This is a genomic window from Bradyrhizobium sp. Leo114 (assembly GCF_055229415.2).
The window spans coordinates 67632-93351 of the sequence record NZ_JBUYEN020000011.1 but is presented as its reverse complement, the minus strand read 5'-3'; the positions used below and the strand labels follow the sequence as shown (position 1 = coordinate 93351).

24 protein-coding genes, 1 pseudogene and 1 riboswitch are annotated in these 25720 nt (G+C 64.4%); of the genes and pseudogenes, 14 read left to right on the top strand and 11 right to left on the bottom strand.

Features of this window, described 5'->3' with window-relative positions; genetic code table 11:
* Positions 1-42: 42 nt before the first annotated feature.
* The 3 genes from ACZIRK_RS15660 to ACZIRK_RS15650 form a co-directional block, all read right to left on the bottom strand.
* Complete coding sequence (locus tag ACZIRK_RS15660; RefSeq protein ID WP_463327656.1) at positions 43-1266, bottom strand: GNAT family N-acetyltransferase; 1224 nt, start codon at positions 1264-1266, stop codon at positions 43-45.
* Positions 1267-1465: 199 nt separating this feature from the next.
* Complete coding sequence (locus tag ACZIRK_RS15655; protein ID WP_028163520.1) at positions 1466-1804, bottom strand: hypothetical protein; 339 nt, start codon at positions 1802-1804, stop codon at positions 1466-1468.
* Positions 1805-1951: 147 nt separating this feature from the next.
* Positions 1952-2296 (bottom strand): hypothetical protein, encoded by a 345-nt coding sequence (locus tag ACZIRK_RS15650; RefSeq protein ID WP_456646080.1) that lies wholly within the window; start codon positions 2294-2296, stop codon positions 1952-1954.
* A gap of 215 nt (positions 2297-2511) precedes the next feature.
* On the opposite strand from ACZIRK_RS15650, the gene ACZIRK_RS15645 reads away from it, so the two are divergent.
* The 3 genes from ACZIRK_RS15645 (at position 2512) to ACZIRK_RS15635 (ending at position 6421) form a co-directional block, all read left to right on the top strand.
* The gene (locus ACZIRK_RS15645; protein ID WP_130228473.1) at positions 2512-2745 is read left to right on the top strand and encodes a hypothetical protein; all 234 of its coding nucleotides are present in this window, start codon (positions 2512-2514) and stop codon (positions 2743-2745) included.
* A gap of 132 nt (positions 2746-2877) precedes the next feature.
* Entirely contained in the window at positions 2878-4338 is a 1461-nt protein-coding gene (locus ACZIRK_RS15640; RefSeq protein ID WP_463327655.1) for a caspase family protein, read from the top strand.
* A gap of 67 nt (positions 4339-4405) precedes the next feature.
* Positions 4406-6421 carry a pyrroloquinoline quinone-dependent dehydrogenase gene (locus ACZIRK_RS15635; protein ID WP_463327654.1) on the top strand — a complete coding sequence of 672 codons (2016 nt, stop codon included), beginning with the start codon at positions 4406-4408 and terminating at the stop codon, positions 6419-6421.
* Positions 6422-6435: 14 nt separating this feature from the next.
* Here ACZIRK_RS15635 and ACZIRK_RS15630 read toward each other — a convergent pair whose 3' ends face one another.
* Entirely contained in the window at positions 6436-6897 is a 462-nt protein-coding gene (locus tag ACZIRK_RS15630; protein ID WP_028163515.1) for a PaaI family thioesterase, read from the bottom strand.
* A 192-nt stretch (positions 6898-7089) separates the two neighbouring features.
* Between ACZIRK_RS15630 and ACZIRK_RS15625 the strand changes: the two genes are divergently transcribed.
* Together ACZIRK_RS15625 and ACZIRK_RS15620 are read left to right on the top strand one after the other, a co-directional pair.
* A complete protein-coding gene (locus ACZIRK_RS15625; protein ID WP_463327653.1) occupies positions 7090-7368 on the top strand; it encodes a hypothetical protein in 279 nt (92 codons plus the stop codon).
* Positions 7369-7448: 80 nt separating this feature from the next.
* The gene (locus tag ACZIRK_RS15620) at positions 7449-7679 is read left to right on the top strand and encodes a hypothetical protein (protein WP_028163513.1); all 231 of its coding nucleotides are present in this window, start codon (positions 7449-7451) and stop codon (positions 7677-7679) included.
* Positions 7680-7700: 21 nt separating this feature from the next.
* On the opposite strand, the gene ACZIRK_RS15615 is transcribed toward ACZIRK_RS15620, so the two are convergent.
* The 4 genes from ACZIRK_RS15615 to ACZIRK_RS15600 all read right to left on the bottom strand — a co-directional run bounded on the left by ACZIRK_RS15615 (position 7701) and on the right by ACZIRK_RS15600 (position 9479).
* Positions 7701-7934 (bottom strand): DUF6894 family protein, encoded by a 234-nt coding sequence (locus tag ACZIRK_RS15615; RefSeq protein ID WP_130228477.1) that lies wholly within the window; start codon positions 7932-7934, stop codon positions 7701-7703.
* Between the two features lie 111 nt (positions 7935-8045).
* Positions 8046-8255, bottom strand: a complete 210-nt coding sequence (locus tag ACZIRK_RS15610) for a hypothetical protein (RefSeq protein WP_130228478.1) — start codon at positions 8253-8255, stop codon at positions 8046-8048.
* Positions 8256-9001: 746 nt separating this feature from the next.
* Positions 9002-9169 carry a hypothetical protein gene (locus ACZIRK_RS15605; protein ID WP_463327652.1) on the bottom strand — a complete coding sequence of 56 codons (168 nt, stop codon included), beginning with the start codon at positions 9167-9169 and terminating at the stop codon, positions 9002-9004.
* A gap of 130 nt (positions 9170-9299) precedes the next feature.
* The gene (locus ACZIRK_RS15600; RefSeq protein ID WP_463327651.1) at positions 9300-9479 is read right to left on the bottom strand and encodes a hypothetical protein; all 180 of its coding nucleotides are present in this window, start codon (positions 9477-9479) and stop codon (positions 9300-9302) included.
* 259 nt (positions 9480-9738) lie between these two features.
* Here ACZIRK_RS15600 and recA point away from each other — a divergent pair, with 259 nt between their 5' ends.
* On the top strand, positions 9739-10827 hold the full coding sequence (gene recA / locus ACZIRK_RS15595; protein ID WP_130228480.1) for a recombinase RecA: 1089 nt from the start codon (positions 9739-9741) through the stop codon (positions 10825-10827).
* A 107-nt stretch (positions 10828-10934) separates the two neighbouring features.
* On the top strand, positions 10935-11915 hold the full coding sequence (locus ACZIRK_RS15590; protein ID WP_130228481.1) for a hypothetical protein: 981 nt from the start codon (positions 10935-10937) through the stop codon (positions 11913-11915).
* A 154-nt stretch (positions 11916-12069) separates the two neighbouring features.
* Here the strand turns inward: ACZIRK_RS15590 and gcvP are convergent, their stop codons facing one another.
* The 3 genes from gcvP to gcvT are packed head-to-tail and all read right to left on the bottom strand — an operon-like array spanning position 12070 to position 16476.
* On the bottom strand, positions 12070-14943 hold the full coding sequence (gene gcvP / locus ACZIRK_RS15585) for an aminomethyl-transferring glycine dehydrogenase (RefSeq protein WP_463327650.1): 2874 nt from the start codon (positions 14941-14943) through the stop codon (positions 12070-12072).
* A 9-nt stretch (positions 14944-14952) separates the two neighbouring features.
* Positions 14953-15318, bottom strand: coding sequence for a glycine cleavage system protein GcvH (gene gcvH, locus ACZIRK_RS15580; protein WP_028163506.1), 366 nt, complete (start codon positions 15316-15318; stop codon positions 14953-14955).
* Positions 15319-15330: 12 nt separating this feature from the next.
* Positions 15331-16476: a glycine cleavage system aminomethyltransferase GcvT gene (gene gcvT, locus ACZIRK_RS15575; protein WP_463327649.1), complete on the bottom strand. Its 1146-nt coding sequence runs from the start codon at positions 16474-16476 to the stop codon at positions 15331-15333.
* 133 nt (positions 16477-16609) lie between these two features.
* A riboswitch (glycine riboswitch) is annotated at positions 16610-16699 on the bottom strand.
* A 203-nt stretch (positions 16700-16902) separates the two neighbouring features.
* Between gcvT and alaS the strand changes: the two genes are divergently transcribed.
* The 7 genes and pseudogenes from alaS to ACZIRK_RS15540 all read left to right on the top strand — a co-directional run bounded on the left by alaS (position 16903) and on the right by ACZIRK_RS15540 (position 25707).
* Positions 16903-19575, top strand: coding sequence for an alanine--tRNA ligase (gene alaS, locus ACZIRK_RS15570; protein WP_463327648.1), 2673 nt, complete (start codon positions 16903-16905; stop codon positions 19573-19575).
* A gap of 106 nt (positions 19576-19681) precedes the next feature.
* Positions 19682-20956, top strand: coding sequence for a cyclic nucleotide-gated ion channel (locus tag ACZIRK_RS15565; RefSeq protein ID WP_463327647.1), 1275 nt, complete (start codon positions 19682-19684; stop codon positions 20954-20956).
* A 364-nt stretch (positions 20957-21320) separates the two neighbouring features.
* The gene (locus ACZIRK_RS15560) at positions 21321-21791 is read left to right on the top strand and encodes a DUF2147 domain-containing protein (RefSeq protein WP_463327646.1); all 471 of its coding nucleotides are present in this window, start codon (positions 21321-21323) and stop codon (positions 21789-21791) included.
* Between the two features lie 267 nt (positions 21792-22058).
* Positions 22059-22887 (top strand): annotated as a pseudogene (locus ACZIRK_RS15555) (oxidoreductase).
* A gap of 8 nt (positions 22888-22895) precedes the next feature.
* Positions 22896-23912: an AraC family transcriptional regulator gene (locus tag ACZIRK_RS15550; protein ID WP_463327645.1), complete on the top strand. Its 1017-nt coding sequence runs from the start codon at positions 22896-22898 to the stop codon at positions 23910-23912.
* Positions 23913-24095: 183 nt separating this feature from the next.
* A complete protein-coding gene (locus tag ACZIRK_RS15545; protein ID WP_463327735.1) occupies positions 24096-24944 on the top strand; it encodes an SDR family NAD(P)-dependent oxidoreductase in 849 nt (282 codons plus the stop codon).
* 121 nt (positions 24945-25065) lie between these two features.
* The gene (locus ACZIRK_RS15540) at positions 25066-25707 is read left to right on the top strand and encodes a class I SAM-dependent methyltransferase (protein ID WP_474418112.1); all 642 of its coding nucleotides are present in this window, start codon (positions 25066-25068) and stop codon (positions 25705-25707) included.
* Positions 25708-25720: the final 13 nt, after the last annotated feature.

Here is a 25720-nt window from a genome sequence, read left to right as displayed (position 1 = left end):
AGCGGCCCCGGGTTACGCTGCGCTTCACCCGGGCTACGATTGCTAATGGGACTTGCCGCGATTTCTGATGAACCGAACACCGCTACGTGCGGCTTCCTCCGCAAAACGGTGCACAGCCAGGGCGGTATGGATCATTGGCACGAGCGGATCGTGTCGCCGCAGCGGGATCAGGACGTCGCCGATGCCAAGGCGCCCGCGCCAGATCGGGTTGATCATGGGATGGTCGGGCGCCGCGGTTGAATCCGCCGAGCGGATCGCCGGATCGCCACAGAGATGGCGGGTGAGATCGAGCGTCAACTGCACGCCCGGCGAATATTTGGCAAAGCGCTCATCGACGCCGAGCTTGAAATAGAACGCGCGCTCCTGGTGCCGCAGCACGATCGCGGCTGCGACCGCGGTGTCGCCGGCGCGGAGCGTTACGATCTCGCATTGGCCGGTTTCGGCAAGCGCCACCGTGCCGCGGCGGATGAAGGTGGCGTCGCCATCGTGCTGGACGAGCGCGGTGCCGCGCTTGCCTTTCCAGCCGCTGGCTTCGAGGATGAGGAAGGTTTCGAGCGCGGCTGCAACGTCATCGGGCGAGCGCGCCACCTCGAAATGCACCGCGCCGTGTTCGTCGAGACGATGACGCAGCCGGCGCAGCTCCTTCAGCTTCTTGGTTCCGAGTGCTTCGAGCAACAGTTCGTCCGCATTGCGCGTCGCGTCGAGGTAGGCGCGAAGGCATGACTGCATCAGGCGCGGACGCATGCCGTTCAGCCGCAGCACTTCGGTGAAGGCCCGCATCGCTTTGCCGTCCAGCGACACGTCACGCAGGATCAGCGCATGCGCACCAGCCTTGCGCGCTTCCTGCATCAGCCGCTCGGCTGCTGCCTCAGCGACGTCGCCATCGAGCGGCGGCGTGCACAGCGTGCCATAGGGCTGTGCGCTCACCAGCGCGGGCAGGGGGATTTTATAAGCGCGCCACAGCGAGACGACCGGCAACAGCCCGATCATCCGCGCCGGTCCGTCATAGGCGAGCGGAGCATCGCTGAAGGCGCTGAGCGCGAGCGCGCCTGTGCGGCCGCGAGCGGAGGCGCTCACCGCCAAGACCCAACCCGGCAGGTAGTAGGCATTCGGCTCGGCCACGTGCTCGGCGAGCGCGCGCCATTGGCTCATGGGAATATCGGCAAGCGGCGCGAGCGCGGGACTGCCGCTCGCCGGCGCGTGCGCAGGCATGGCATCGTCGGTCGATGCGCGATCAATAACCGCTTTGTCGGCGATCTCGGCCACTTTCCCCGCTTCCCCGTGCGTGAGCGATGGAGGGACTGTCAACGTCGCCCCTCGTAATCGCGCTTACCGGAAAGCTAGCGGAAGAAATGCAAAATACGGTTGGTTCGGCGCTGCAATTTAAGCGGTACTGTTAACGGATCGTTCACCAAAAAGGGGCCGCCGAAATGCGTTCGGCGGCCCCTTTTGTCTTGTTCAGTGCTTACCAGCGATCGTCACCGACGCCGATACCCACGGTCCCGCCGGGCGTACGAATGCCGACCCCCGCGCGCGGGCCGCCATCGTAGTAATCGCGGTCGCGATATTCGCGGCGCTCGATGTAACGCTCGCGCGGCATGTAGTTGTAGGAATCGCGGACGATCACGCGCCTGCCGCCGCGGGTGCGATAGCAGTTCCCGTCATCGTCACATACCATGCGCACATGCTGCACGAGTTCAGGGTTGCTGTACTCCGTGGTGCTATAGATGTCGGTGGCCTTGGCAGCGCTGCCGACAGACAACGCGCCGACGCCGGCCAGCAAAGCGATTGCAAATGTCTTCATGGTTCCGCCTCCGCATAAGATACTGCCCTCTCGGCTGACAAAGCTGCGCGGAGGGTTTCGTTCCGAAGGAACTGGCTTGGCGCGATCGGTTCCGTTGCGCGCGCGCTTGTACCGAGGTGGAACAATTCAGTCGTCGGCGAACAGAGATCAGATCGGCTCGTAATTCTCCGTCGCGCAAGTATCGTCGCTGTCGATCCGGCGGCGGTCGGCGATGGCGCCTTCATTGATGAAGACGCGATAGGTCTGCGTGCCCAAGGGCTGGCCCATCACCGATGTCAGTTCAGCGCGCACGCAGGCGGTCCATCCCAGTCCGCGCAGGTCGTGCAGCGGCTGCGAGACACGAACATTGGCGGGACGCGACGTCGATACGAACACCGAGTCCAGTTTTTCGCTGACCAGCCGCTTGATATCGGGCGGCGCTTCAAGCGGCGGCGGCTCGGCCTCCCTGGCGCGCAAGAACGCCGGCATTGGCAGCGGCGAGCGGCTATCCACGAAGCCGCAACCGGCCAGCGTAGCCGCCAAACCTAACAGCAATGTAATGCGAGCGTTGTCCCACCCCATTCGAGGTACTTACCCTGCGCGAATAAACTTGGCTGCCCCCGAATGGCGCGCTATCGATCAACTATTGCTGAATTGGTCCGGGGCACGCCATGCTGCCGTTTTCCAGTATGAAGATACCGGGGCGGAGTGGCAGGGAGAGAGTAACAATGCGCAAGTTAACGGTCGCCGCGGCGGTATTGGCGCTGATGGCGATGCCAGCCCATGCCCAGATGGGCGGCAAGCGGCATCGCGGCGACGCGGCCGGAAGCAAGCAGGACAGCAAGCCGAAGGTCGACGAGAAGGCTTACAAGGCCGCGCTCGAACGCATCCCCGAGCCCAAGGAGAAATACGATCCCTGGGGCGTGGCGCGGCCGACGGAGCCTGCGAAGAAATCGAAGTGATCTGACGGCAATCCATCGTCGAATAATGCGACAATGTCGATGGGGGCGTGCGACACGTGAGCCGGCGCATGAACCTTGCCGTCAAACCTCACGACCAATCCGGCAAGCCATCGCATTGCCGGAGATCGTTCGATGTCGCGCCGCTCGCTCGCCAGACTGCTTGTTTCCGCTGCCGTGCTGCTCGGCGCCTGTCCCGCTTTGGCCGAGAACCGGCTAGCGCTGGTGATCGGACAATCCGCCTACAAATCAGTGCCGGTGCTGCCCAACCCGGCCAATGACGCCAAGGCGATGACGCAACTTCTCACCGATTCGGGCTTCCAGGTGCTATCGGCGTCCGACCTCTCGCAGAATGAATTGCGGGCCAAAGTCAGCGAATTCGCCGGCGACGTCGCGGCGAAGGGCGCCGACACGGTGGCGCTGGTGTTCTATGCCGGACACGGCCTGCAGGTCGATGGCGAGAATTTCCTCGTTCCGACCGACGTCGATCCGAAGCGCGAGGCCGACATTCCGATCCAGGCGGTGCGCCTCAATGATGTCCTGAACACGCTGAATTCGGTGCCGAGCAAGATGCGCATCCTTCTGCTCGATGCGTGCCGCAACAATCCATTCCCGCAGCTCAAGAGCGCCGGCCAGGGACTTGCGATTGTCGACGCCAAGACCGGCGCGCCCGGCACCTTCGTGTCGTTCTCGACCTCGCCTGGTGCGGAAGCCGAAGACGGCGACGGCAGCAACAGTCCCTACACGACGGCGCTGCTCGCGGCAGCGAAAGAGCCGGCGCCGATCGAGGAGACCCTCAAGCGCGTTCGTGTCGCGGTGAACAAGGCGACGGCTGGCCGGCAGACGCCGTGGGACAGTTCGTCGTTGACCGAAGATTTCCGCTTCGTAGCTGATGCCGCCGGCACCAACACTGCCGCGCCGAAACTCGCATCGGCCAAGCGCACGGTCGAGGAGTGGAAGCGCGATTTGCAGGGCAAGCCGGTCGACACGGCCAATGAGATCATCGTCGCCGACGGCACCGACGAGGCCTATGAAGCCTTTGCTGCGCTCTATGCCTCGACGCCGCGCGGGCTGCAGGCGCGTGATTGGCTCGATCGCCATCGCCGCATGGTGGCCTGGAACAAGGCCGTCCTGATCAACACCGCGGCCGGTTATCGCGCGTTCCTCGCGCAATATCCGGACAGCGATCTCACCGCGACCGCGCGCAAATTGGAGGAGCGGCAGCGCAACCGCCCGAACATGGCGCTGGCTCTCGCAGCGCCCGTCAGCGTGCCCGCGACCAACGCCGCGCTGACCTGTCCCTGCAACGCGCCGTCGCAACCGGCGCCGATCAAGAGGGTTGATACGCCGGCCAGGAAGCGCGCCGAGCCGGCGCCGCCCAAGCGCGCCAGCACGCCGCCGCGCCGCTTCGTCGAGGAGGAGGACGTCGTGGTCGTGCGCCGTCCGCCGCCGCGCGTCGTCTACGAACCCGCCGGACCGCCGGTCTCGATCGGAATCGGGATCGGCGTCGGCGGTGGCTATGGCCGGCCCGGCGGCTATGGTGGCTATGGCGGCCGCGGCGGCGATGGCTGGAGCGGTCGCAGGAGTGGATACTGACCAGGTAATGGCGTAAATCATCCGGGGAAGATGCAGCAGTCCATGACCGCATCTTCAGCGGGACGCCATGCGCCATCTCGTCCGCCTGCTTGCCGTGTTGTGTGTCGCGACGCCGGCCCTTGCATGGGAGCATTGGGGTGGCGATCGCGGCGGATCGCGCTTCTCGCCGCTCAAAGAGATCACGCCTGACAATGTCGCCAACCTGATCCGCGCCTGGGAATTCCGGACCGGCGATCTCGACCGCCGCGCGCCGGAGGTGATGCGGCGGACGAAATTCCAGGCGACGCCGCTGTTCGTCGAAGACAGCCTGGTGTTCTGCTCGCCGTTCAACGAGGTGATCGCGCTCGATCCCGGGACCGGCGCGCAGAAGTGGCGCTACGATCCCGGTATCAGCACCCGCCAGCGTCCCGCCAACCGCTATGTCTGCCGCGGCGTCGCCTATTGGGTCGACGACAATGCGCCTGCGGGGGCCGTTTGCCGATCGCGGATATTCATGGGCACCAACGATGCCCGTCTGATCGCACTCGATGCCAAGAGCGGGATTCGTTGCACCGGTTTCGGCAATGCCGGCGAGGTCAGGCTCGATATCGGCATGACGCTGGAATGGCCGGGCGAATTTCAGGTGACCTCGCCGCCGGTGGTTGGCCGCGGCGCGATCGTGGTCGGCTCTGCGATCGGCGACAACCGCCGCGTCGACGCACCGCGCGGCGTGGTGCGCGCCTTCGATGCGCGCAGCGGAGCACCGCGCTGGAATTTCGATCCGCTGCGGCATGACGGCATCGAGGCGGGCCACGCCAATGTTTGGGCGCCGATGTCGGTGGATGAAGCGCGCGGCCTGCTGTTCCTGCCGACGACATCGCCGAGCCCGGATTTCTGGGGCGGCAAGCGTTCGGGCAACAACGAGCATGCCAACTCGGTCGTCGCGCTGCGGATCGAGACGGGTGAACTGGTGTGGTCGTTCCAGACCGTGCATCACGATCTATGGGACTACGACCTGCCGGCGCAGCCGACGCTGGCGCGGATCGATGTCAGCGAAGCGATGCGCGATGTCGTGATCCAGCCGACCAAGCAGGGCTTCCTCTTCGTGCTCGACCGTAACAGCGGCAGGCCGGTGTGGCCGGTCGAGGAGCGCGCGGTGCCGCAAGGCGCGGCGGAGGGCGAGAGGCCTTCGCCGACGCAGCCATTCCCGACCCATGTGCCGACGCTGGTGCCACAGAAGATCTCGGTCGACGACGCGTTCGATCCGTTTCCGCTGCTCGGCCGCTCCACCTGCAAGGAGCAATTTGCAAGCGCGCGCAGCGAGGGCCTGTACACGCCGCCATCGACGCAAGGCACGCTGTTGTTTCCATTCACCGGCGGCGGCGTGAACTGGGGCGGCGTCGCGTTCGATCCGGTCCATCAGATCCTCTACGCCAATGTCAGCCGTGCCGTGCATCTGGTGAAGCTGATCCCGCGCGAGCAGGCGATTGGCTTCAATCCGCCGCCCGGCCATGATTTCGGCCGGCAGGAGGGCGCGCCTTTCGCGATGTCGCGCGCAGTGGTGATGTCGCCGCTCGGATTGCTGTGCAACAAGCCACCCTGGGGCGAGATGGTCGCGGTTGACCTCAGGGCCGGCAAGATTCTCTGGCGTTCGACGGTCGGCACGACGGAGGATCGCGCGCCGCTCGGCATTGCACGCCCCTGGGGCATGCCGCTGGTGAATGGCGTCGTGGTCACCGCGGGTGGGCTCGTCTTCACCGGCGCGATGGATGCTTATCTGCGCGCGTTCGATGCCAAAACCGGCCGGGAGTTGTGGCAGGGCCGGCTGCCGGTGCCAGGCGTTGCCAATCCCATGACCTATCTGTGGAGGGGCGAGCAATATGTCGTGATCAGCGCCGGCGGCCATTCGGAAGCGGGCACCACGATCGGCGACAGCGTAGTGGCTTTCCGTTTGCCGCGGCAGGGCGAAGCGCCATCGCTGTGGTCGCGCACGATCGACCGGCCGGGCGGACGCTTCCTTGGCGGTGCGATTTCGGCGGGGCTCGTTGTTGCGCTCATGGCGGCTGGGGCGTGGCGCTGGCGTCGCCGGAGCGATGCTCGCTAAGCAATGCTGTGCGGTCACAGCATTGCAAACGCGCTCGACACCATCGCCACCGGCTTGTTGTCGGTGGCGGAGAGCAGCGTGACGCGGCCGAAACTCATGGTGCGGCCGAGGCGGACGACGCGGGCGTCCGCCAGCACGTCGGCGGCACTGACCGCGCGCATGAAATGCGTGGTCTGGTCGACGGTGGTCATCGGCCGATAGCTGCGGTTGGCGGCGAGGTTGGCAATCACCATCGAGGTATCCGCGAACGCCATCAGTGCCTGGCCGCAGACGACGCCGCCGTTGCGGCACAGCCGCTCGGAGAACGGCATGCGCAAGAGCGCGCCAGGCTGCCAATCGGCGCCGGCCTCCTGCGGCGGCGCAGCATCAAAGCCCTCGATCGAGAGATTGAGATCGAGCACCCAGGGGGCGAAGACCTCGGCCAGCACCCGCCGCGCATCATCAATGCCGAATTCCGTGACCTCTTCCTGCTGCATGGGGTGCTCGTTCCTCTCCCTGGATGATGACGGTATTCTAGAGGGCATTTCGGGCAAGGGAACAGCAGGGCGGCCGGCTTGAAATTGCCAGACTTTTGGCGCCGGATCAGGCCCGAGGCCCTGCTTTGCGGTGCGGCTTGGGCGATGCTATACGCGAGGCCAATCCCCAGGGGAGTAGCAAGGGAGCATTTCATGAGAATTCTGAGCGCCATCGCTGTCGTGGCGATGCTGGCAACACCGGCCTATGCGCAAATATCGACCCCCCATATCAATCTGCTTTCCGACGGGCCGACGAAGACGCCGGACGAGATCGAGCAGGACCAGGTCAGGGACAAGGCCTACAGGGAATCGCTGAAGAAGATTCCGGATGCCAAGACCTCATCCGATCCGTGGGGTAATGTGCGGAGCGAGGCCCCCAAAGCCGCTACCCCGGCCAAGCCGAAGACCAAGACGGGCAGCGCGCAGCAGTAGCGCCGGCCCGCGCGGAGACTCGGATTCGGTCTCCGCTCGCCCTATATTTGACCTGTCGTCACCTGGTTTGGAATTGCGACATGGCCTTGCGTCCGCGTGATCTCGCGAGCCGAATGGCCGCCCGGCGAAAGCGGGGCGACGGCTTCCTGCGCGAGACCTTTACCCTGCCACGCGACGAGGCGCGGCTGAAGGCGCGCGACTTCCTCAACCGGTATCCCAAGGCCGCCTATATGAGCGCGGTGGAAAGCTGGCGCGAATTGCCCGGCGACCGGATCGAATTCACGATGCGGCGTCTCGCCAGCGCCGATTGACGAGCCAGACTCCCTGTTGATCTACTCCAGCGTTTTCGCGACCAGCCGGATCCGGAAGACCAGGCTCTTGGCCTCGTCCAGCAGTTCTATCTGCCACTCCGCATTTTCCTGAAGATGACGCGACACGCCGCCGATCATGTCGGCGCAGACACGCGTCATCTCCTTCCAAGCAGCGTCGCGATCAGCGAACTCGGCACCGTCGTTGCAGATGCCGGTGCCGTCGGCGGTTCGGATGCGAAAGAAATAGAGCGGCATGAGATGGCACCGGCGCATCAATGGCCGCCGACCGGCAACCCACTGGGAGTAAAAACTCAGTGGAGGTCCTGACGGGGGAAAGATCAATCCCGGTTGTTTACGGGAGTGCTGTCAGCGCAATGATGAGCCTGCGGCGCTGCTCGCTTCGCGGCTGGCTTTCTTCAGCTCGCGGTCGATGCGTAACTGAACCCGTCGGATCGCGAGCAACTGAAGCTTCGCCTCGGTCTTGCCGGTCTTGATTGTATCGCCGATCTGAAACTGCCACTTCCACACACCGGGGGTGGCCGGTGTGACGGTATATTCGACGCCTTTATGGATCATCTTTTAGGCTCCGCACACCCGGCGGTATTCCGGGCCGAACGAATGTTGCGCCACCTTGCAGTCTGCCGAAGGGCAGTTGCCGCAGCCTTGCGCGATCCGATCGCCAGTCCCGGTATTCCCAAACCTCAATCGCCGTCCCCGAGTTTAACGCAGGTTAACATCGATCGAATTCGACCGTTCCAGCGGCTGCATATTTTTCCCAGGGTTTGGCAGTTCCGCTTGGACACGCCGTTCCCGACGCGTTTGATCAAACTGCTTCAAGCGGTGCGTGACGGAACTATCTCGAAAACGTGACGGTCGCGGCGATCCGTCAGGTGTGGAGGGATACCGTCAAGCAGGCCCGTTCGAAAACTCGTGCGTTCTCGGGCAGATGCACCAAATCGCGAACATTTTGATGGAACTTTGTTCTTGTCCGGAGAACTACGGCGCCCGCGCGGGCTCGATCGGTACATGGACACCCGGTGCTCGCCCACATTGGGTTTCAGTCGCGGACGATCGCTGTCATCGGGGCGGAGCAATCGTAGCTGGGCGATGGGACTGCAGGTCTGCGCGGGCTGTCGCACCACTGCTTGCCGTCGGCGGCGATCGGATGCCGCGAGCAAGCCATTGCGCGCAAGCGTCGATCTGGAGCGCGTGTTCGAGGAACCTTCGCAAGGCACACGACGAGCTCTGCGCGAGCGCCTGATCGATCGCAGTCGAGTTCACGACTGCTAGTTCTTCCCAACCAACTCGACGGGATGGCGGCCTTATTGCTGCAACTGCCATTGCTCGGCGTAGACAGCCAGCCGCTCATATTCTTCGGCGATCTTAAGCAGCCTTTCGCGCGAGCTACGGTACGCAAACGACTCTGCTTTGGCACGGGTTTCCTCCGCTTGCTCTCGCCAGTAGCGCGGGTCTTGCAGCGTGTTCCTCATGGCATTTCCCGTTCTGATCTGTCTGAAAGACAATTCCGGAACGGAAGAGATGCTCCCTCGCAAGGAAGGAAACCCGGATGCCCGCTAACTTGCGTTAAGCTCGAAAGGAACTTCGTTCTCGGTCGGAGAACTACGGATTGTCGCCCTCTCTCGGAAACGGCTCAAAGCTTTGACGTCCCAGGAACGTGTCAGGCTTTGCACTTTGTTCGAGGAGTTCGAAGGACTGGGCGACGATCTCGCGCGACCGTGTAGCGATGATATCGTCCTGTATCCGGGACGGGCGGCAAATATGGGTGCGCCAGTCGATCATGTTCGGGCTCCCTCAGATTTATGCAGGCGGGAGCGCGATTGGTCTCTCAGCCACCGACGCCTACGGGGCGGATCCGCTGCCGATGATGGACGGGCAACTCGGACGGTGCAGGTTTGGTTCGAAGTGGCTGGGGGCAAAAAGAACATATTGCGAACATGGAACAAAGGTGGTACAGAATTTCCAACGCAATAAACCATCGATTTCTTAATCGCGCCCCGTTTGTCCCGCTAGCGAATCCCCGTCATAAGGAGCACATCCAATGTCCGCCACTACGCTGCGTATTGTCGAAGGATCCTCTATGGATAAATCCAAAGCTCTGTCTGCTGCGCTGTCCCAGATCGAGCGCCAGTTCGGCAAGGGCTCGGTGATGAAGCTCGGCAAGAGCGACCGCTCGATGGATATCGAGACGGTATCGTCGGGGTCGCTTGGGCTCGACATCGCGCTTGGCGTCGGCGGCTTGCCGAAGGGACGTATCGTCGAGATCTACGGGCCGGAGTCGTCGGGCAAGACCACGCTGGCGCTGCACACGGTGGCGGAAGCGCAGAAGAAGGGCGGCATCTGTGCCTTCATCGACGCCGAACACGCGCTCGACCCGGTCTATGCGCGTAAGCTCGGCGTCAATATCGACGAGCTTCTGATCTCGCAGCCGGATACCGGCGAGCAGGCGCTGGAGATTTGCGACACGCTGGTGCGTTCGGGCGCGGTCGATGTGCTGGTGGTCGATTCGGTGGCGGCGCTGGTGCCCAAGGCCGAGCTCGAAGGCGAGATGGGCGATGCGCTGCCCGGCCTGCAGGCGCGCCTGATGAGCCAGGCGCTGCGCAAGCTCACCGCCTCCATCAACAAGTCCAACACCATGGTGATCTTCATCAACCAGATCCGCATGAAGATCGGCGTGATGTACGGCTCGCCCGAGACGACCACCGGCGGCAATGCGCTGAAGTTCTACGCTTCCGTTCGCCTCGACATCCGCCGCATCGGCGCGATCAAGGAGCGCGACGAGGTGGTCGGCAACACCACGCGCGTGAAGGTGGTGAAGAACAAGCTGGCGCCGCCGTTCAAGCAGGTCGAGTTCGACATCATGTATGGCGAAGGCGTCTCCAAGATGGGCGAAATCCTCGACCTCGGCGTCAAGGCCGGCATCGTCGAGAAGTCCGGCGCCTGGTTCTCCTATGACAGCCAGCGGCTCGGTCAGGGCCGCGAGAACTCCAAGGCGTTCCTCCGCTCCAACCCCGATATCACCAGCAAGATCGAGCTTGCGATCCGGCAGAACTCCGGCCTGATCGCCGAGCAGATCCTCGCGGGCACCCCCGAGCGTGACGCCGACGGCGAGGAGCCGGCGGAAGAGTAAGTTTTTTCGAAATATCCGATTTCTTCGCGGGAAGCGGGCGCTGAGGACGTTGAGTTGCCGACGTCTTCGGCGCCCGTTTTGTTTTTTGCGCGATTGCCGAGGGGGCCATGAAGCGCCTGATCCTGACCAGTTCGTCCGGCTACGGCCTCATGCGCATGGACCTCGCTGAAGCTGTCATTCCTTTCACCACTCGTCTTGTATGGGGGCGCTTGCCGTCTCCCGACGATCTCGCCACCTATGTCGCCGCGCGTTCGGAGCAACACGGTCCGGGATCTCATTGGTCGGACTTCGTCGGCGAGTTTCGCAACGACAGCGAAGCTCGCAAGGACCTCGCCTTGGTCGACTTCTGCAAGCCATACAAGACTATCGAACTATGGTTTGATCCAGAGCCCGATGATCAGTTGAAGCTGATCTTGCTGCTTGATTTCTTTCGTTCCTACCCGGAAACAGCAGCCAAGTTGAAGTTGCGCATTGTCGACTTCGATCTGATCATGATGGACCACGAGGGGCCGGCCGCGCAGCACGTTCGCAAAGTCGATGTTACCGGGGCAATGCTTGAAACGGGAAGCATGAGCTGGCAGGCGTATAGGGCGCCGACGTCAGAACCTTGCTTTCACCTCCTGGGCAAGGATTTGAGTGCGCTGCCGATGCTCAGGCGAACTCTGATTGATCTGCTCGAAGAGCTTCCCTCGGCTTCCACCGGGCTGGGTGCTACGGAAATGCGGATGCTGGAGCTGATCTCAAGGGGCTATGCGAACATCAACCCGCTTTTCCACCTCAGGAAGCTTCGCCAAACGCGCGTCTTCAACGAGTGGGAGCGGGGTTACCTGCTTGACGGGCTTGGGCTCGGCCCGACCCCTGCGGTCGCGGGACTCGACGAAGAGCTGCGGACGATCAGACGGGATAACTTGCGGGACCGGCATACGGCGCTCCTGCGTAGCCGGCTGTCGCTCACTAAGTTTGGCAAGGCCGTCGTCGCCCACAAGGAAGATTTCAGCCGCCACAACCCGATCGACCGCTGGTGGGGCGGCACACATTTGACCAACGATAACCTCTGGCGCTGGAATCCGAGGCTCGTCGCGCCGTGACACGGCCGTAGGATGGGTAGAGCGCAGCGAAACCCATCATTGCCGCCAAGCGCACGGGCGCGATGGGTTTCGCTGCGCTCTACCCATCCTACAATTCTGCAATTTCGAGATTCCGGGGGCCCGCTTTTGCGCGCCCCGGAATGACGGGGTCACCTCATTCCGCAGCTTGCGCGTAATCGCTCACCGGCGGGCAGGAGCACACCAGGTTGCGGTCGCCGTAGACATTGTCGACGCGGCCAACCGGGCTCCAATATTTGTCTGATCGAGAGACGCCGTCGGGGAAGCAGCCCTCAGTGCGGCTATAGGCGCGATTCCATTCGTCGTCGGCGATATCGTGCACGGTGTGCGGCGCGTTCCGGAGCGGTGAGGCTTCGACCTTGAAGCGGCCGCTCTCGATCTCGGCGATCTCCTGGCGGATCGCGATCATGGCATCACAAAAACGATCGATCTCGGCCTTGGATTCCGATTCCGTCGGCTCGATCATCAGCGTGCCCGGCACCGGGAAGCTCATGGTCGGCGCGTGGAAGCCGTAATCGATCAGGCGTTTTGCAATGTCGTCGACGGTGACGCCCGCCGAGGTCTTCAGCGGCCGCGGATCGACGATGCATTCATGCGCGACGCGGCCCTTGGCGTTGCGGTACAGCACCGGGAAATGCGCCTGCAGGCGCGCGGCGATGTAGTTGGCATTGAGGATCGCGATCTCGGTGGCGCGCGTCAGGCCTTCGCCGCCCATCATCAGGATGTAGATGTAGGAGATGGTCAGGATCGACGCTGAGCCGAACGGCGCGGCCGACACCGGCCCGACCGGGTGCGGCGTGCCGCCGTCCGTTGCGGGATGGCGGGGCAGATAAGGGGCCAGATGCGCCCGCACGCCGATCGGGCCCATGCCGGGGCCGCCGCCGCCATGCGGGATGCAGAACGTCTTGTGCAGGTTGAGATGGCTGACGTCGGCACCGTAATCGCCGGGCCGCGACAGTCCGACCTGCGCGTTCAAATTGGCGCCGTCGAGATAGACCTGTCCGCCATGGGCATGCACGATATCGCAGATCTCGCTGATGTGCTCCTCGAACACGCCATGCGTCGACGGATAGGTGATCATCACAGCCGCAAGATTCGCCGAATGCTTCTCCGCCTTGGCGCGGAGATCGTTGACATCGACGTCGCCGCGCGCATCGCAGGCGACCACCACGACGTCCATGCCGGCCATCGCGGCGGATGCCGGATTGGTGCCGTGGGCGGAGGAGGGGATCAGGCAAATCTTACGATGCGCCTCGCCGCGCGCGGCATGATAGCCGCGGATCGCGAGCAGGCCGGCATATTCGCCTTGCGCCCCGGAATTCGGCTGCAGCGACACCGCGGCATAGCCGGTGATGTCGCACAGCCATTTTTCCAATCGCGTAAACAGCGCCTGATAGCCCTTGGCCTGATCTGCCGGCGCGAACGGATGCAGGCTGCCGAACGCCGGCCAGGTCAGCGGCACCATCTCCGTGGTCGCGTTCAGCTTCATCGTGCAGGAGCCGAGCGGGATCATCGCGCGATCGAGCGCGAGGTCGCGATCGCTCAGCTTGCGCATGTAGCGGAGCAGCTCGGTCTCGGAGCGATGCGCGTGGAACACGGGATGGGTCAGGAACGCGGTGGTGCGCTTCAATTCCGTCGGCAGCGCCTCGCGCGCGCCGGTCTCGATGTCGGCATAGGCGAGCGTCCCGCCGAATGCGCGCCACACCGCCTCGATGATTTCGGGCGTCGTGGTCTCGTCAACGGCGATGCCGAGCGTGCTGTCGCCGATCCGCAGATTGATCTTCTCCGTGCGCGCACGAGCGACGATCTCGCTCTGCTTCGCGCCGACCTCGACGGTCAGCGTGTCGAAGAACGCCTCGCGCGTCGGCGCAAAGCCGAGCTTGCGCAATCCCGCCGCCAGCACGGACGCGCGGCGATGCACATTGCGCGCGATATGAGTGAGGCCCTCGGGGCCGTGATAGACCGCGTACATCGAGGCGATCACGGCGAGGAGCACCTGTGCGGTGCAGATGTTGGAGGTCGCCTTCTCGCGGCGGATATGCTGCTCGCGGGTCTGCAGCGCCAGCCGGTAGGCAGGCATCCCGCGCGAATCCACTGACAGACCGACGATGCGGCCGGGCAGCGAGCGCTTCAACGCATCGCGCACCGCCATGTAGGCGGCATGCGGGCCGCCATAGCCCATCGGCACGCCGAAGCGCTGCGCCGAGCCGATCGCGATGTCGGCGCCGAGCTCGCCCGGCGACGCCAGCAGCGTCAGCGCCAAAAGATCGGCGGCGACGATCGCGAGCGCGCCCTTGGCACGCAGCGCTGCGATCACGGGCCGCAGGTCGCGCACCGCGCCTGATGTGCCCGGATACTGCAGGAGGGCGCCGAGCACGTCGGCCTTGTCGAGATCGGTGAGGGGATCGCCGACGATCAGGCTCCAGCCCAGCGGCTCGGCGCGGGTGCGCAGCACCGCGAGCGTCTGCGGATGGACTTCGTGGTCGACGAAGAATGCCTGCGCCTTCACCTGCGAGTGCCGTTCCGCGAGCGCCATCGCTTCGGCCGCAGCGGTTGCCTCGTCGAGCAGCGAGGCGTTGGCAACGTCGAGCCCGGTGAGGTCGCAGATCATGGTCTGGAAGTTGAACAGCGCTTCCAGCCGGCCCTGGCTGATCTCGGGCTGATAGGGCGTGTAGGCCGTGTACCAGGCCGGATTTTCCAGGATGTTGCGCTGGATCACCGCCGGCAGGATCGTGCCGGAATAGCCTTGGCCGATCAGCGAGGTGAACACCTGGTTCTGCGCGGCCAGCTCGGTCATGTGGGCCAGCGCCTCGGTCTCGCTCAGCGCGCGGCCGAGATCGAGCGGGGCCTTCTGCCGGATCGAGGAGGGCAGCGTCTCGCCCATCAGCGCGGCAAGGCTGGTGGCGCCGACGGTCTGCAGCATCGCGTCGACGTCGCGCGGCGAGGGGCCGATGTGGCGGCGCACGAAGGTGGCCGCGGCTTCACTGGTCGGTTTGAACGGCGCGTTCATGGCAACCTCTCAGGCGGTGTGGGCTTTGTAGGCGGCTTCGTCCATCAGGCCGCCGAGTTCGCCCTTGTCGGCGATCTTCAGCTTGAAGAACCAGGCCTTGCCTGCGGCATCCGAATTGACCAGCGCCGGCTCGGCGGCGAGCGCGTCATTGACCTCGAGCACTTCGCCCGAGATCGGCGCGTACACGTCGGAGGCCGCTTTCACGGATTCGACGACGGCGGCGGCTTCCGCCTTCTTTAGCGCGCGCCCGACCTTCGGCAGCTCGACGAACACGACGTCGCCGAGCTGTTGCTGCGCGTAATCGGTGATCCCGATCGTGGCGACATCGCCCTCGATGCTGAGCCATTCGTGGTCGGACGTGTAGAGCGTCGTCATGAAAAGTGTCCTCTAGCGTTTATAGGTGTTGGGAACGAAAGGCGTGGCGGCGACCGCAAGCGGCAGGCGCTGGCCGCGCACCTCCGCAAAAACATTGGTGCCGATGGCGGAGAGCGGGGTGGGCAGGTAGCCGATCGCGACCGGTGCATTGAGGCTGGGGCCAAAGCCGCCCGACGTCACCTTGCCGATCGCCTCGCCCGTATCAGCATCGGCAAACAGCGGCGCACCCTCGCGCACCGGCGCGCGTCCCTGCGCCTTCAAGCCGACGCGGCGCCGTGGGGCGCCGTGCTCGAACTGGTCGAGGATCTTGTCCGCGCCCGGAAAGCCGCCGGCGCGGGCGCCGCCCTTGCGGCGGCTCTTCTGGACCGACCATTCCAGCGCGGCTTCGACCGGCGTGGTCGTGGTGTCGATGTCGTGGCCGTAGAGGCAGAGCCCGGCCTCGAGCCGGAGGCTGTCGCGCGCGCCGAGCCCGATCGGCAACACATCCGGATTATCCAGGAGTTGGGTCACCAGCGCTTCGGCATGCTCCGCGGGAACGGAGATTTCAAACCCGTCCTCGCCGGTGTAACCGGAGCGGGAGACGAAGCAGTCGAACTCAGCGACGCGGCGCGGGCCGGCGTCCATGAACTTCATCGACGGCGCGTCTGCACAAATTTTCGCCAGCGCCGATTCGGCCCTGGGCCCCTGCAGCGCAATCAGCGCGCGGCCCGACAGCGAATCGATATCGCAGGCATCGGACAAATGTCGCCGGAGATGCGCCTCGTCCTCGGCCTTGCAGGCCGCATTCACCACCAGGAACAGGTGATCACCGAAATTCGCGACCATGAGGTCGTCGAGGATGCCGCCGTCGGCGTTGGTGAACTGGGCATAGCGCTGCCGTCCTGGCGCGACGCCGAGGATGTCCTGCGGCACCAGCCGCTCCAGCGCCAAAGCTGCGTCGGAAACCTTGCCGGATTTCGGCCGCAGCGCGAGCTGGCCCATATGGGAGACGTCGAACAGCCCGGCGGCGGCGCGCGTATGAAGGTGCTCCTTCAGCACCCCGGCGGGATACTGCACGGGCATCTCGTAGCCCGCGAACGGCACCATCTTGCCTCCGCGGGCGAGGTGCAGCGCATAAAGCGGAGTGCGTTTGAGGTCGGATTCGTCTCGCGCAAGCATTGTAGGGCCCTCGCGGTTCCCTGGGGACCATCCCCTGGAAACCCAAAAGCCCCATCTGTCGCTTTGCCTGAGAGTATTATCCCGTCGGCGGGCGCGCCCGGCTTGAAGCCTCACGCGCCTCTTTCCAGATGTCAGTGGTCACGCGGTCCTTTTGCCTGAGAGTTTCCGGGGCGGTTGCTCCTTCGGCGCCGGCTCAAGGCCGGTCTCTCCCGACGTGACTGATACTAGATAAGAGGGAAACACGACGCGGCCAAGGCTGTCAACGCGGCTGCGGCAACTATCAACGGCCGGTTTACGCGATCGCGGCAAGCCTATGATGTGCTTGCACAGTTTCTGGACACCGCCGTGCGCCTTGTCTAAAAGCGTTCGGCCGGAAGATTAACCCTTTTGTGGCGGATTCCGGGCCCCTTTTCCGGTTGGATGGCTATGAGCAGCGTCAACGATATCAGGTCGACCTTTCTGAATTTCTTCGCGAAGAACGGCCACGAGATCGTGCCGTCGTCGCCGCTGGTTCCGCGCAACGACCCGACGTTGATGTTCACCAATGCCGGCATGGTGCAGTTCAAGAACGTCTTCACCGGCGTCGAGAAGCGCCCCTATCAGCGCGCGACCACCTCGCAGAAATGCGTGCGCGCCGGGGGCAAGCACAATGACCTCGACAATGTCGGCTACACCGCGCGCCATCACACCTTCTTCGAGATGCTCGGCAACTTCTCCTTCGGCGATTACTTCAAGGATCGCGCGATCGAGCTGGCCTGGAACCTGGTCACCAAGGAATTCGGGCTCCCGAAGGACAAGCTGACGGCGACCGTCTATATCGACGATGACGAGGCCTTCAATCTCTGGAAGAAGATCGCCGGCCTGCCGGAATCGCGCATCATCCGCATCGCCGGCTCCGACAATTTCTGGCAGATGGGCGATACCGGCCCGTGCGGCCCGTGCTCGGAAATCTTCTACGACCATGGCGACAAGGTCTGGGGGGGCCCGCCCGGCTCGGCGGAGCAGGACGGCGACCGCTTCATCGAGATCTGGAATCTCGTGTTCATGCAGTTCGAGCAGCTCGAGGGCGGCGTGCGCAATCCGCTGCCGAAGCCCTCGATCGACACCGGCGCGGGGCTGGAGCGCGTCGCCGCCGTGCTGCAGGGCGTCCACGACAATTATGACATCGACCTGTTCGTCTCGCTGATCCGCGCCATCGCCGATCTCACTGGCGCCGATCCCAAAGGCGAGCAGAAGGCCTCGCTGCGCGTGATCGCCGATCACCTGCGCGCGTCCTCGTTCCTGATCTCCGACGGCGTGCTGCCCTCCAACGAAGGCCGCGGTTACGTGCTGCGCCGCATCATGCGCCGCGCGATGCGCCATGCGCAGCTCCTCGGCGCGCGCGAGCCGTTGATGCATCGCCTCGTCTGGGCGCTGGTCCGCGAGATGGGCCAGGCGTATCCGGAACTGGTGCGCGCTGAGAAACTGATTGAAGAGACACTGCGGCTGGAAGAGACCCGCTTCCGCAAGACCTTGGAGCGCGGTCTTGCCATTCTCGATGAGAAGAGCGCCGGCCTGAAAAAGGGCGACATGTTCGATGGCGACACTGCGTTCACGCTCTACGACACCTATGGTTTCCCGCTCGACCTGACCCAGGACGCACTGAAGTCGCGCGGCATCAGCGTCGATCAGGCCTCCTTCACCGACGCGATGGAGCGCCAGCGCGAGAAGGCGCGTGCGGCCTGGGCCGGAAGCGGCGAGGCTGCGACCGAGAGCATCTGGTTCCCGCTGCGCGAGAAGCTCGGCGCGACCGAATTCTTGGGCTACGAGACCGAGCGTGCCGAGGGCGTGGTCGCGGCACTGGTGCAGGACGGCGCCGAGGTCGACGGCCTGAAGGCCGGCGAGAGCGGCGCGGTGGTCCTGAATCAGACGCCGTTCTATGCGGAGTCCGGCGGCCAGGTCGGCGACACCGGCGTGCTCACCGGCGAGGGCGTCACCTTCCGCGTCACCGACACCCAGAAGAAGGCCGGCGATCTCTTCGTCCACATCGGCCAGGTGGAGCAGGGCACGCTGAAGGCCGGCACCGCGGTGCAACTCGACGTCGATCACGGCAGGCGTTCGGCGATCCGGCGCAACCACTCCGCGACGCACCTCTTGCATGAGGCGTTGCGGCAGGTGCTCGGCGACCACATCGCCCAGCGCGGTTCGCTGGTGGCGCCGGACCGGCTGCGCTTCGACTTCGTGCACCCGAAGCCGATCACGGCGGAGGAACTCGCCCGGGTCGAGGACATCGCCAATGACGTGGTGCTCGAGAACGACGAGGTCACCACCCGCGTCATGGCGGTCGATGACGCCCGCGAAGCCGGCGCCCGCGCTCTGTTCGGCGAGAAGTATGGCGACGAGGTCCGCGTGGTCTCGATGGGCAAGGGCCCGCGCGAGCAGGGCCAGAACGCGTTTGGCTGGTCGGTGGAATTGTGCGGCGGCACCCATGTGCGGCGCACCGGCGACATCGGCCTGATCTCGGTGACCAGCGAGAGCGCGGTCGCCTCTGGCGTCCGCCGCATCGAGGCGCTGACGGGTAGCTACGCCCGCAAGCATGCCAACGACACCATCGCGCTGGCGAAGACCGCGGCGCAGGAGCTGCGCACTTCGGTCGAGGACGTGCCGGCGCGCATCGCCTCATTGATGGAAGAGCGCAAGAAGCTCGAGCGCGACCTGTCGGATGCGCGCAAGAAGCTGGCGATGGGCGGCGGCGCCGCCTCGAACGGCGGGGACGCCGGCGTGCGCGAGGTTGGCAACGTCAAGCTGCTGGCGCGCGCGGTCGAGGGCGTCGAGACCAAGGACCTCAAGAGCCTGGTCGACGACGGCAAGAAGCAGATCGGCTCCGGCGTGGTCGCGATTGTCGGCGTCACCGAGGACGGCAAGGCCGGCATCGTGGTCGGCGTCACCGCCGATCTCACCTCGCGTTTCAACGCGGTCGATCTGGTGCGCAAGGGATCGGAGGCGCTCGGCGGCAAGGGCGGCGGCGGCCGGCCCGACATGGCGCAGGCCGGAGGACCTGACGGTGGGAAGGCCAATGCGGCGCTATCCGCGATCGAGCAAGCTTTGGCCGGCGTGTAAAGCATGATCCGGAAAAGTGGACCCGGTTTTCCGAAGAGATCATGCTCAAGCAAAGAGATGAGATCGTGATGCGATTCCGTCTAATCGCATCACGATCTCATTGACCATGCCGGGCAAGCGCGAGAGCGGTGCCCCTGAGTTGCGGGACCGGCTCTACGAGCTGCTCGAACACGATCATCTGCCTTATACGCCCGGCGCGCGCCTGGTCCGGCTGCTGGTCCTGATCATCGCCATCGATGTGCTGGCGGCGATCCTGGCGTCGGTGCCGGAGTTCGACGCCTCGTTCGGGACGCTGTTCACGACCATCGAGGTCGCCGCGGTCATCGTGTTCGCGCTGGAATATGCGGTGCGGATCTGGAGCGTGGCCGGTCACTCCCTGCACGCGACGACGGCCGTGCGGGCGCGGATCGAATATGTGTTCTCGAGCTTCGGCATCATCGACCTCATCGCGTTCGTGCCGTCGGCGATCGCGCTGATGCTGGGCGACAAGACCGCGGTGGTGATGTTCGGCATGCTGCCGTTCTTGAAGCTGGTGCGCTATTCGCCGGCGATGCGCTCGCTGCTGGCGGCGCTGCACGCCGAGCGGCGCACGCTGGTCGGCTGCCTCGTGATCCTCGCAGGCGCAGTGCTGCTGTTCGCTTCGCTGCTCTACGCCATCGAGCACAAGGTCCAGCCGGACAAGTTCGGCACCATCCCGCAGGCGATGTGGTGGGCGATGGTGACGCTCGGCACCGTCGGCTATGGCGACGTGATCCCGGTGACGCCGCTCGGCAAGATCGTCACGACGTTCGCGATCGTGTTCGGATTTGCCATGATCGCGCTCCCGGTCGCGATCATCTCGACCGCCTTCGCCGACGAGGTGCGCCGGCGCGATTTCGTCGTCACCTGGGGCATGCTGGCGCGGGTGCCGCTGTTCTCCCATCTCGGCGCCGCCGAGATCGCGGATATCATGCGCCTGTTGCGCGCCCAGACCATCGAACAGCGCGAAGTGCTGGTCCGCCGCGGCGACGTCGCGTCCTCGATGTATTTCATCACCGCAGGCGAGGTGGAGATCGAATTGCCGAGCCAGCGGGTCAGGCTGTCCGACGGCACCTTCTTCGGCGAGATCGCGTTGCTCAAGCGCACCAGCCGCTCCGGCACCGTGACAGCGACACGCAAGACGAGGCTGCTGGCGCTCGACGCGCAGGATTTCCACGCTTTGATCGAACGCCTGCCGGCGCTGGCCGCGCATGTGAAGGAAACGGCAGAGGCGCGGATCGCCGACACCGGGGAAGTCAGCAAGGGCGATATCGCCGCGGCCGAGATCGCACAGGCGGAGCCGGCTGGGAGCAGCAGCGGAAACGACGATCAGGCTGTGCATTCAAAAGATCATGCCCGCTGAATCCTGAAGAGCGGCGCAAGAGCAGACAAGCCAATATCGACGCAGGAGGCAACCTCGTCAGAGCGGCAGCTTCTTGGCGCAAAGCAGACGTCTGGTCGGATCCTCGCGCCTCGGAAGCGCCAATAAGGGAACGGCTGCGGCTATCAGAACACGTCGATCGGCTGCTCCGCCAGTGCGTTCGTTACGAAGAGGTTCGACCAATGGCGGAGGCTGCAATTCATTTGGCGTCTACGGCCACAGCGCAGCCCATCCCAAGCATCTAGGGTCAGTTTCGTGAGGTAACCGGAGGTCAGGTCACACCATCGCCTGAGCATGGTGTCGAACAGGTTGCCTACGCGCCCCTAACAAATCAAGGACTCTCAGAATGAACACACCTCGACTTTCACGGCGCGCAGCGCTTGTGCTCGCGCTCGCCACCTCGGCCCTGTTCCTTGCGCCTGTGGCGAGTGCCGAGCCGCTGCCGGCCGACGCGATCGTCGGAGTTTGGGAGGCGGATAACGGCACGGTCAAGCTCGACATGTACAAGGCCGGATCGGAAATCCAGGCGCGCATGCTGTACGGGAACGAGATCGTCGAGGCCGACAACGTTACCTTCAAGAAGGACGCCAACAACCCTGACCCCGCGCTGCATTCGCGCTCGCTTAAAAATGTCGTCGTCGTGACGGGTCTCCGCTGGGCCGACGGCGAGTGGAGCGGCGGTTCGATCTACGATGCCTCCTCCGGACGCACCTACAACTGCAAGGCGGCGCTCACGGACGGCAAGATGCACCTAAGGGGGTTTCTGGGCATTTCGGCCATGGGACAGACCAGGGTCTTCCATCGCGTTCGCGGATGACGCGTTCGACGCAACAAGCCAGAAACCGGTGTTCGGGGCCGCACGGCGGCTCCAGCATCCGAGACCGTTAGAGGCGTCGCGCCGTGTTCTGGAGCTCGGCCTGGTTGGGATTGTCATCCAGTGCCTCGGAGAAAAATTCCTGCCGCCGTTAACTCTCTGTTTGGCTTCGCTGGCGTCGGTTGGCGCAATGTGCAAGTCTTTTGGCGGACTTCGTCAGTGTCGCGGCGCCTGGACGCCATAGGGTTAGCCAAACACTGAGAGGTTGAGATGACTGATAGACGCAAGAAGACAGCATTTGTGACCGGGGCGTCCTCGGGCATGGGCAAGGAAATCGCCAAACGCCTGATCAAGGACGGCTTTCAGGTGTACGTCGCCGCGCGCCACATCGACAAGATGGATGACCTGGTCGAGCTCGGAGCCAGGGCGTTGCGCATGGACATCTCAAAGGAGGTCGAGATCAAGGCGGCGGTCGATACCATTCTCAGCGAGGTGAACGGTGTCGATGTGCTCGTCAACAACGCCGGCTTCGGCCTGTACGGTCCCGTCGAGGACGTCAGCATCGAGGAGGCACGCTACCAGTTCGAGGTCAATCTGTTCGGTGCAGCCCGACTGACGCAGCTTCTGCTGCCGAAGATGAGGGAGAAGCGCGCCGGCACCATCATCCATCACCTCGATGGGCGGCAAGATCTATACTCTGTTGGGCGCCTGGTATCACGCCACCAAGCATGCGCTCGAAGGCTGGTCGGATTGCCTCCGGCTCGAGCTCGCCGCCTTCGGCATCAAGGTCGTGGTGGTCGAGCCCGGCCTGATCGAGACGGGGTTCGGCGACGTGGTCGCCAATGGGCTGCTCAAGCGGTCGGGTGCAGGTCCCTACGCCAAGCTGACCCAGGCGGTCGCGAAGTCGACCCGCGATGCGTACGGCCAGGGCCGCGGCACCGATCCGAGCGTGATCGCCAATGTCGTGTCCAAGGCCGTAAGGGAGAGTAAGCCGCGCACGCGCTACGTTGCCGGCAAATACGCCCAGCCGATGATCAAGATCCGCGAATGGTTCGGCGACCGCATGTTCGATCGCGTGATCATGAGCCAGATGCGCTAGGACCAGCCATGAGTGGAGCGGCCGCAGACAGATGCAAGGTGCCACAGGCCTTCTGGCAGACGGTCGAGCGCATCGGCGTGCCGCCGCCCGCGCTGCTGCGGCAGGCGCGCCTGCCGGCGACCTTGCACCTGAACGAGCAGGGGCACGTCACCACGGATCAGTTCTTTGCTCTCTGGAAGGCCCTCGAGGAGCTGAAGCCGGAGCCCGGGCTCGGAATCGAGCTGGTGCAGCGGACCGACACGGCGGTGCATCCCCCCTCGAGCCTCGTCGCATTCTACGCGAAGGATTACCGCGACGGGCTGCTTCGCATCGCGCGTTTCAAGCGGCTCTGCTCGCCGGAGCAATTGAGTGTCGCGCAAAGCAAGGACGAATGCGCCGTCACGGTCGAATGGCCTCACGCGAGTGAGCCGGAGCCCGCGATTTCGACGGACGTGACCTTCGCGTCCTTGGTTGAGCTCGGGCGTCGTGGCACTGGACAGCACTTGACGCCGAAACGCGTCGAGCTCGTCCGCCCTCGTCCGAAGGGTGACGTCTACCAGAAATATTTCGAATGCCCCATCCGCTTCGGCGCGGCGCGCAACGCGCTCATCCTGAAACCGACCGATCTCGATCGTCCGTTTCCCGGATACAATCAGGCGCTGCTCGAGATGCTCACGCCGGCCCTGGCCTCCGCACTCGGAGAGCTGCAGGCGCGCAGCTCCATCAAGGAGCAGGTCAAGGTCGTGCTCAAGCGCAGCCTTGCGAGCGGACGGCCGGAGCTGTCCGACGTTGCGCGTGATCTAGGCCTGAGCGAGCGCACCCTTCAGCGCCGCATCACCGAAGAGGGCACAAGCTTCCGCGATCTTCTGGTCGAAGCGCGCCAAGAGCTCGGGCGGCAGCTTCTGTCCGATCCGTCGGCCGAAATTGACGAAGTCGCGTGCCTCCTGGGCTATCAGGATGCGAGTTCATTCTATCGAGCCTTCCGATATTGGGAAGGCGTGACGCCAAGCCGCTGGCGGGAGCTGCACGGCAACAAACTTCACTAGCCAACGGAATCCGGATGAACATTGAGGCGGCCGCTGCATGCAGCTCCTCGATTTCGGCCTGGCCCACTTCTTTGGCGGTTGCTGCAAGTCCATTGGCGTGGTTCGCCACTGCCGGTTGGCTGCTCCAGCGATACGAAGAACCCGACAGCATTTGCTGAAAGTCAACTCACCAAGGAAGATCGCATGTCAGACAAAGTCTGGTTCATCACCGGCGCATCCCGCGGCTTCGGCCGCATCTGGGCCGAGGCCGCCCTCAAGCGTGGCGACAAGGTCGCGGCCACCGCCCGGGTCTTGGCGGACGTGGCCGATCTTGCGGAACGCTATGGCGACGCCGTGCTGCCGTTAGCGTTGGACGTGACCGACGCCGTGGCAGTCCAGAACGTCGTTACCAGGGCCTTCGCGCATTTCGGGCGGCTCGATGTCGTCCTTAACAACGCGGGCTATGCGCTCGTCGGGGCGATCGAAGAGGCGCTCGAGGCCGATGTGCGCGCCGAGTTCGACACGAATGTCTTCGGCACTCTTCGCGTCATCCAGGCCGCGCTTCCTCTGCTGCGGCGACAGGGCAGCGGCCATATCATCGGCGTGTCGAGCGTCGCCGGCATCGTCGCCGGGCCCATCACTGGGTTCTACAACGCCTCGAAATTCGCGCTCGAAGCCATTCATGAAAGCCTCGCGCAGGAGGTCAAGGGCTTCGGGCTGAAGGTCACGATGCTCGAGCCGGGCGCGTACGCGACGGGATTTGCCAGCATGTCCTCGCTGAAGATCACGCCCGTCATCGCGGCCTACGGCAATACCCGAGCCGAGGTGTTTGCGGCGGGTGCCAAGCTCGGATTCGGCGATCCGCAAGCAACGGCGGATGCGATCCTGAAGATCGTGGACGCGGAGGACCCGCCGTTGCGGTTCTTCGTCGGCACGGAAGGTCTGCCGCGCGCCCGTGCCGCCTACGCCGACCGCCTCGCCACCTGGGAAGCGTGGGAAGCTCTTTCCAACGCCGCCCAAGGCGAGGCAAGGCAGCGCAACATCGCATCGTAGCGCCGAGGAGCCGGCCTCGGCGCTCCGGCCTCGGGCTCGGCTGGAGGTCGACCGCTGCCGTCCAGAAAATCCGGAAACTCGTGCCGAACAATTTTACTCACAACCAGAGAGGAGCGTCTCCTTGGGTTCCGCTGCCGTTTTGGACTTCTTTGAGTTCATCCGCGCCTTCGTTGCAAATCCGAGGCAAGTCTCTGCGATCGCCCCGTCGGGCCAGACGCTGGCTCGTCTGATGACGCAGGAGATCGTTCCCGGCGCCGGGCCAGTCATCGAGCTGGGACCAGGGACGGGCACCTTCACCAATGCGCTGATCCGGCGCGGCGTTCCGGAACGCGACTTGTTGCTGGTCGAATACGGCTCGGACTTCGTCCGTTTGCTGCAAGAGCGCTTCCCGAGGGCGCGGGTGCTGTGGATGGATGCGCGTCAGCTTTCGCAATACGAGCCCTTCATGGCCCCCGCCGCCGCGGTGGTCAGCGGACTTCCGCTCCTGTCGATGTCGCCGCGCAAGGTGATCGCAATTCTCAGCGGCGCCTTCCGCCACATGCGCGATGACGGCACCTTCTATCAGTTCACGTATGGGCCGCGCTGTCCGGTGCCACGGCCAATTCTAGATCGTCTTGGGCTGAAGGCCAGCCTCGTCGCGAGGACGGCTTTGAATATTCCCCCGGCCTCCGTCTACCGCATCCGGCGGCGCCCGCACAGGCGCGTCGAGGGAACACAGCTACCTTACAACGGCGACGATCCGGGCAAGCGCGGAAGTCTATAATCGAGCGGGGCCC